General features: G+C 44.9%; 7 protein-coding genes. All 7 read right to left on the bottom strand.

Annotation, left to right across the window (positions count from 1 at the left end; all coding sequences use genetic code 11):
• Positions 1-24 precede the first annotated feature (24 nt).
• Positions 25-186, bottom strand: a complete 162-nt coding sequence (locus GOU96_RS16425; RefSeq protein WP_000459082.1) for a YoaH family protein — start codon at positions 184-186, stop codon at positions 25-27.
• A gap of 40 nt (positions 187-226) precedes the next feature.
• Complete coding sequence (locus GOU96_RS16420) at positions 227-1,393, bottom strand: conjugal transfer protein TraF (protein WP_000822680.1); 1,167 nt, start codon at positions 1,391-1,393, stop codon at positions 227-229.
• A 60-nt stretch (positions 1,394-1,453) separates the two neighbouring features.
• The gene (locus GOU96_RS16415; RefSeq protein ID WP_000240567.1) at positions 1,454-2,338 is read right to left on the bottom strand and encodes a DUF2861 family protein; all 885 of its coding nucleotides are present in this window, start codon (positions 2,336-2,338) and stop codon (positions 1,454-1,456) included.
• Positions 2,339-2,340: 2 nt separating this feature from the next.
• Positions 2,341-2,997: a response regulator transcription factor VxrB gene (gene vxrB / locus GOU96_RS16410; protein ID WP_000815043.1), complete on the bottom strand. Its 657-nt coding sequence runs from the start codon at positions 2,995-2,997 to the stop codon at positions 2,341-2,343.
• Entirely contained in the window at positions 2,972-4,453 is a 1,482-nt protein-coding gene (gene vxrA / locus GOU96_RS16405; RefSeq protein WP_000891056.1) for a sensor histidine kinase VxrA, read from the bottom strand. The genes vxrB and vxrA overlap by 26 nt, the downstream gene beginning before the upstream one ends.
• A gap of 118 nt (positions 4,454-4,571) precedes the next feature.
• Positions 4,572-5,948: a Re/Si-specific NAD(P)(+) transhydrogenase subunit beta gene (gene pntB, locus GOU96_RS16400; RefSeq protein WP_001272522.1), complete on the bottom strand. Its 1,377-nt coding sequence runs from the start codon at positions 5,946-5,948 to the stop codon at positions 4,572-4,574.
• An 11-nt stretch (positions 5,949-5,959) separates the two neighbouring features.
• Positions 5,960-7,263 (bottom strand): Re/Si-specific NAD(P)(+) transhydrogenase subunit alpha (pntA, locus tag GOU96_RS16395; protein WP_324702023.1); only part of this gene is annotated, 1,304 nt, incomplete at its 5' end.

The raw sequence follows: 7,263 nt of genomic DNA, 5'->3' as shown, positions 1-7,263 counted from the left end.
TAGGGATGACAATAAAAAAGGCACTCAATGAGTGCCTTGGTTTTGCGCTTTTTTATCCTCTCGGATTTGCTGGGCAACAATCTTGATTGCCTCTCCGGTACTGATGCCTTCTGCCATCAGTTTTTGAATTTTCTCTACGGCGACTTGCTGTTCAGCGTGAGTTAATGTGGGTAGATCATCAAACATAAATAAGGCTCCTTAAAGGAGCCACACTATAAAGAGATGCTTAATAACTCGCAAGAAAGTTGATATAGGCACCCATAGCATTTTCATTGGTATAACTTGCACCAAGATCCAATTGGAAGAGATTCAATGGCGACAAGCCAATACCAGCCGTAACCGTTCCTTCAGTATTATCGTACGCGAGGTTTTTGTTGTACCCTGCCCTCAATTTTAACTGACGCATGATATCGATCTCGCCACCGACGCGGATCATTTGTGTGTTGTCTTTGAAATCTTTGTAGCGCTCTTCTTCATTAAGGTCGTAGTCCACGCTTAGCGTGAAGTAATCAGCAACAATCCCTGCCCCCACCGTGTACTGCGGTTTCATATCGTATGAGTATGAGATAGGATTGCCTGAGACGGCAGAAGTGATCGTTTTGGTTTTGATTTCGCGAGAAATTAGGTTGTTTGCAGCAAAACCAATGCGGATTGGGCCGTAGAACCATAATGCACCAGCATCCATGTTGAAAATGGTTTCTCCGTTTCCATTATCACGGAGGTCCTTTATATCATAGCTATTTAGACTTGCTTCGTAGACATAGGTATACACTCGTTGCAACTTCGGTGTAATACCAAAAGCGATATGCTGCCCAAGGAAAGTTTGGTATTTGGCTAAAGTAATACCGAGTTCAGTAACTCCGACAGAAACGGCATTTACCGAACTCGCTTTTGCGCGCTCTAGCTCACAAAGATCATCCGCACAGACACGGCTATCAATAATCGGTGAAACAAAAGATTCAGTGTAGGCTTTACCAAAAACGTTAGCAGAAATAAATTGGTTAGGAATGGCAAAAGCTACTACACCGCCGAGTTCGGCATTCAGTACGTCCCCTTGCATTGCGGTTAGGCTCTTATTTAATTCGCCAATATTGCTGTAATCACCTTTAGAGCTTTGGTTGATGATGTCAGACACCTTATCCAAATCAGTAATGAGGTCATTGGGATCGTTATAAGACAAACCAATACTCGGTAAAATCATACCTGCGTCATCATTACGGCGATAAATGGCTACCAGAGCTGGGTTGTAAAAAGGGCCAGTGAGAAAGTTACCTGATACAACCCCGACACCGCCCATAGCATCTCCGCGTGCTTCAACTGCATAATTTGCACTGAAGGCGAGCGGAGATGTGAGAACTAATGAAAAACCAACAGAAAGAGAAATTCTTTTCATAATGATATAAGCCTATTCGTCCTTTTTATTTTATAGCGGCATATTGTCCAATATCTTCAGTTATTCCTCTACATTAACATCATAGGTTTTGCTAATAACTTGAGATTGTTCAATAGCTAGCGGTCCTTGCCAACGTTGGTGAATCATAGAAACTGTGACAATGTAACGATCTGACGGTAACGAAACGTTATCTAACGTGGTTGGGTAATCCGATTCATAACTCTCACTCCAAATCTGTTTATAGTTACCATCAATATGATCAAAGACTGAAATAGATAATTTCGGTAACGGACAGTGTGAATTAAGCAATTCGGTCTTCTGAATCTGCCACTCATCTTTTGATGTCCAACGCACTACTTGCTTGGCTATCGTGTCGCCAAAAATGACCCATGCACTCCATGATTCCTGATCTGCGGCGGTAATATCGATGCGATACAACCCTGCACTCAATGGGTTGGTCAAATTATAGCGTTGAGCATAGGTATAAATGTTTGTTGTGACACTGTCGCTTCTATTGGTAAGCGAACTGTCGGTAGAGACGACTTTATCCACCCATTTGGTTAGACGAATATCGGTAATAGGAACTTTGGTTTTGGTATCAATCGCAACTTGATAAGCATCTCGTCCAGGGCTTTGCACATCAACTCGTCGAATGGTCACTCCCTGAATCCAATCTGGAAATGGTTTGTTATCTAGCCCTCGACCGCAATCCACGCTTAAAGACTGAATCAATAAATTGTTCAGATGTGTTTTCAGGTTTTTATTTTTTTCAAGCTGCCACACTTCCACCAATGAGCTGAACATACTTGCTAAATCATTGTTTAAGAGATGTTGATGAGCTTGAGTTAGCGGGGTGTTCTTTTCAAACCACCCCGTTGGATCAGCAAAAGCAGGCGTGCTGAGTAGCATGCCTGTTAACCATAAAAGAGGATTTGGCTTAACCATGATCACGCTTTCATTTTGTAACCAACACCGCGTAGCGTTTCAATTTCAAGCCCAGGCAACTTTTGGCGCAGCTGCAAAACGTGAGTATCTACGGTACGCGTCGTCGGGAAATGGTTATATCCCCATACGTGATCCAGTAATTCATCGCGAGTAAATACTCGGCCTAAATTACTCGCTAAAAAGAGCAGTAAATCAAACTCGGTTCGAGTTAGGGTGATCGATTCGCCATTGAAGAAAACTTCACGAGTCGCTTTATCAATTGTTAAGTTAGACGTCACCACTTTACTGTCATCTTGCCCACTATCTGGTGAGCGCAGCTGTGCGCGGATACGTGCAAACAGCTCAGCTTCTGCAAAAGGTTTAGTGAGATAGTCGTTTGCGCCTGCATCAAGGCCAGTCACTTTGTCTTTTACTGTGACCAATGCAGTTAAAAGAATCACTGGGATATCTTTAAGTTTTTTCCAATCCATTAGATGCTGTACAGAATCACCATCAGGCAGTTGGCGATCAAGGATAACGAGATCCGCCTTGTCCCAATGCTGTTTCACATCTGCGATCGTTTCTGCATGTAAACAGTCATAACCGGCTTGCTCTAAACTGACGAGTAGACCGTCAGCGAGGTTTTTATCATCTTCAACGAGAAGCAGTGTCTGTTTCACAAGGTATCTCCAAAATAAAAGTTGTCGGTGGGCCTTCGAGTGACATTTTTCCGCCCATTCGTCCCACCATTGATTCGACAATGGTCAATCCAAGGCCTAAACCGCTTTTGCTCACAAATGGTTTGCGTAAATGACGCCAATCACGGTGAGTCAACGAGCCTTGGTCGGTCACTTTGAAAGTGACTAAGTTAGTTTGTGTTATCACTTCGAGAGTGACAGGTGCAACGCCGTATTTGACAGCGTTACGCAATAAATTATCCACACAAGTTCCAAGCCAATAAACATTGAGTTTGGCAGCGATATCTTGATTAAGTTTCAGAGTCACATTACCACTAAATTCTTCTTCGACTTTATATTGTAGCCACTCCTCCACCGAAGGAACCCAATCTGATGCGAGTGGTTTACTGTCAGACTGCAAATAGTCTTTACTCGCTTCGGCGAGTTGGCGCAATCGTCGGGAATCTTCACACAATCGACGAAACTCATCGTACAGAGATTCGGGCAAATGCTCAAACTCACGTCGAAAGCCTTCAACGGTGAGTGACAAGCTCGCGATTGGGGTTCGCAGTTCATGGGTGAGAATTTGCAAAATGAGCATCCGGCTACGCATTTCTTGTCGTTTTGAATTCCAACGATACCCAGACCAACCAAGCACAAGGAAGATATTGGCAATAACAAGAATGATCATGCTAGTTCGTAAAAGATCTGAATGATCTTCCACATCCCAACAGATGTTGCCACGCTGAATAAAGCAGGTGTTATCTGCTGATAGCAAGCTATAGCTTAACCCAGCTTTATTGGCATTGGTTAACCACGTTTCTTCATTAAAAAGGTAGTAGATATCCCCTTTTCTTAACCATAAATCACTACCGGAGCCAAACATGGATGCACCAGACACCAAAGCATTGATCGCATCTTCACCCATATTTTGTAAGTGGTACAGCAAGGTTCCCTCTGCGGCATTGGGACGCTCTTGGATGTGCATGTAAGGCAGCAAGTTAGCAAACTGGGCTGGGTATTTTTCCGCATAGCGAAATGCGTAAGTTCCACCGCCAGGATGAATCAAACCACTGCGGGCAAACCAGCGTGGTGACAAGCTGGAGCCTTTACAGAGTGAACGAGTAAACACCAAAGGTTCAGTGATCAATGGGCTTAACGGCAACTTGCCTGTACAACTTTGTGCCAATTTATAAAGCAGTTGAATATCTTTAAGCGGATATTCAGACGTTTGCGGCAACATGCTATCTGGAGTTAATAAGCGCGTGGGGAAATCGGTTTGAATCGATCGGATATCGTAAGACGTCGTCGCAGAATTATAATCAAAGAGCGAAACAAACAAGTCGATGCGCTCAGGAAGCGAATCGGCGTGAACTGGATTCGGTAACATGGCAAAACATAAGCTTACCAAGGTGAGATTAAGCGCTCTTATCAAGGGAATATTGGTTTTTTCTAACATGCAAAAACTATAACGCATTATCCGGTAAAGAGATATTCGAGTGTTATATTGATGTCAATAATGACAGTCTACAAAACAAAGAAGCCAGCATTATGCTGGCTTCTTAACGGCGTCGATTTTATAGAGCTTTGGCTATCGAGTCGACACTCTCTTTTGCATCACCAAACAACATCATGGTGTTCTCTTTAAAGAATAAGGGGTTCTGCACGCCTGCGTAGCCTGTATTCATTGAACGCTTAAAGACGATAACGTTTTTCGCGTTCCATACTTCTAGTACTGGCATCCCCGCAATTGGGCTATTGGGATCCTCAAGTGCCGCAGGGTTTACGGTATCGTTAGCGCCAATAACCAGTACAGTATCGGTATCAGAGAAATCATCGTTGATTTCATCCATCTCCAATACGATGTCATAAGGTACTTTCGCTTCAGCGAGGAGTACGTTCATATGACCTGGCAAACGCCCAGCGACTGGGTGAATACCAAATCGTACCGTAACACCTTGGGCTCTAAGTTTTTCAGTAATTTCATAGACGGGATATTGCGCTTGCGCGACCGCCATACCGTATCCCGGTGTGATGATGACTGACTTCGAGTTTTTCAGCATTTCAGCCACTTCTTCAGCGCTGGTTTCACGATGCTCGCCCTGCTCTTCATCGCTACTGATCACGACTTCTTGGCCAAAACCGCCAGCAATCACACTAATGAATGAGCGGTTCATCGCCTTACACATGATGTAAGACAGAATTGCACCCGATGAACCAACCAACGCACCAGTCACAATCAATAGATCATTAGCTAACATGAAACCCGCCGCTGCCGCAGCCCAACCAGAATAGGAGTTAAGCATAGACACGACCACTGGCATATCTGCGCCACCGATCGACGCAACCAAGTGATAACCAAAAGCAAAAGCGATTAACGTCATCACAATCAGCGCAAACACACTACCATCGACATTCACAAAGTGGATCAGCAATAAGCCTGAAACGACTAATGCCGCCAGATTGAGTTTGTGTTTGTGAGGAAGATTAAGTGGTGTGGACTTGATGATGCCACGCAGTTTACCAAACGCAACAATAGAACCAGTAAAGGTCACGGCACCGATAAAAATACCGAGAAATACTTCAACCAAGTGGATCACATGTTCCGCGTGGGTAGCGGCCTCAGGGGCATCAATGTAGCTGTTAAAACCTACTAGTACCGCGGCCATACCCACAAAGCTGTGCAGTATTGCAACCAGCTCTGGCATTTCCGTCATTTCCACTTTCTTTGCGTAATGAATACCAATACCGCCACCGATCACCATAGCCAGTAAAACCCATGCTAGACCTTCAGCGTTGGGGCTAAAAATGGTTGCCAGTAAGGCCATTGCCATACCAGCAATACCATAGTAGTTACCCATACGAGCTGACTCTTGTTTTGATAAACCCGCCAAACTCATTATGAAAAACACGGCAGCAACAATGTACGCTGCTTGTACCAATCCTGCAGACATTGCGTACTCCTTTAGTTTTTACGGAACATTTCAAGCATACGTTTGGTAACGGTAAAGCCACCAAAGATGTTGATGCTTGCAATTAAGACGGCGATGAAAGCCAAGAAAGTCACAATACCGCTGCCTTGACCAATTTGTAATAATGCCCCTACTACAATGATGCCAGAAATCGCGTTAGTCACTGACATTAAAGGTGTGTGAAGAGCATGAGTTACATTCCATACCACGTAGTAACCCACGACGCAGGCCAGGACAAACACAGTAAAGTGTCCTAAGAATGCGGCAGGTGCGACAGAAGCTACCCACGCAAACAGACCGACACCCACGGCTAAACCAACCAGTTTTTTAACAGGAGAAGTCGGCTCTGGCTCTTTCTTCTGCGCTTTAGTCGGTTGCACTTTGGCTTTTTGCTGAGGCTGTGCGGATACCTGAATAGGCGGCGCTGGCCAAGTAATCTCGCCGGCTTTAACTACGGTGACGCCACGCAGCACAACATCTTCGAAGTTGATGTCGATATTGCCGTCTTTTTCTTTGCAGAGTAGTTTTAGCAAGTTAACTAGGTTTGTTGCATACAGTTGCGATGATTGGGTCGGCAGACGCCCTACCATATCGGTATAACCGATCACTTTAACGCCGTTGTCTGTGGTAATAACCTGATCTTTGACTGTGTATTCACAGTTGCCGCCATTCGCTGCCGCCAGATCGACAATCACACTGCCCGCTTTCATGCTATCTACCATCTCTTTGGTGATAAGCTTTGGTGCAGGTTTTCCTGGAATCAGCGCGGTAGTAATAATGATATCGACATCTTTCGCTTGAGCGGCGTAAAGTTCAGCCGCTTTGCGGTTGAATTCATCCGACATCTCTTTAGCATAACCATCGCCTGAGCCAGCAGTCTCTTGGAAGTTAACTTCCAAAAACTCAGCCCCCATAGACTGCACTTGCTCTTTTACTTCGGGACGAACGTCAAATGCGCGGACGATAGCGCCTAAACTACCCGCAGCCCCTATTGCCGCTAAGCCAGCAACGCCGGCACCAGCAACAAAGACTTTCGCGGGCGGTACTTTACCTGCTGCAGTAATTTGACCAGTAAAGAAACGACCAAACTCATGAGCGGCTTCTACCACTGCACGGTAACCCGCAATGTTCGCCATCGACGAGAGTGCATCCAATGCTTGCGCACGAGAGATACGAGGCACCGCATCCATCGCCAGTACGTTGATGTTTTTACTTGAGAGTTTTTCCATCAAAGCAGGATTTTGGGCTGGCCAAATAAAACTTACGAGTGTCGCGCCTTCCTTAAGAAGAGCAATTT

It is taken from the genome of Vibrio sp. R-1, from assembly GCF_035615595.1.
GTDB lineage: Bacteria > Pseudomonadota > Gammaproteobacteria > Enterobacterales > Vibrionaceae > Vibrio > Vibrio cholerae.
The sequence above is the reverse complement of the archived record's forward strand: the minus strand, read 5'-3'. Positions and strand labels throughout refer to the sequence as shown.

What these genes read in the sequence shown, in the direction of transcription:
- GOU96_RS16425 (WP_000459082.1), bottom strand. Translation starts at nt 186, where the DNA reads ATGTTTGATGATCTACCCACATTAACTCACGCTGAACAGCAAGTCGCC.
- GOU96_RS16420 (WP_000822680.1), bottom strand. Translation starts at nt 1,393, where the DNA reads ATGAAAAGAATTTCTCTTTCTGTTGGTTTTTCATTAGTTCTCACATCT.
- GOU96_RS16415 (WP_000240567.1), bottom strand. Translation starts at nt 2,338, where the DNA reads ATGGTTAAGCCAAATCCTCTTTTATGGTTAACAGGCATGCTACTCAGC.
- vxrA (WP_000891056.1), bottom strand. Translation starts at nt 4,453, where the DNA reads ATGTTAGAAAAAACCAATATTCCCTTGATAAGAGCGCTTAATCTCACC.
- pntB (WP_001272522.1), bottom strand. Translation starts at nt 5,948, where the DNA reads ATGTCTGCAGGATTGGTACAAGCAGCGTACATTGTTGCTGCCGTGTTT.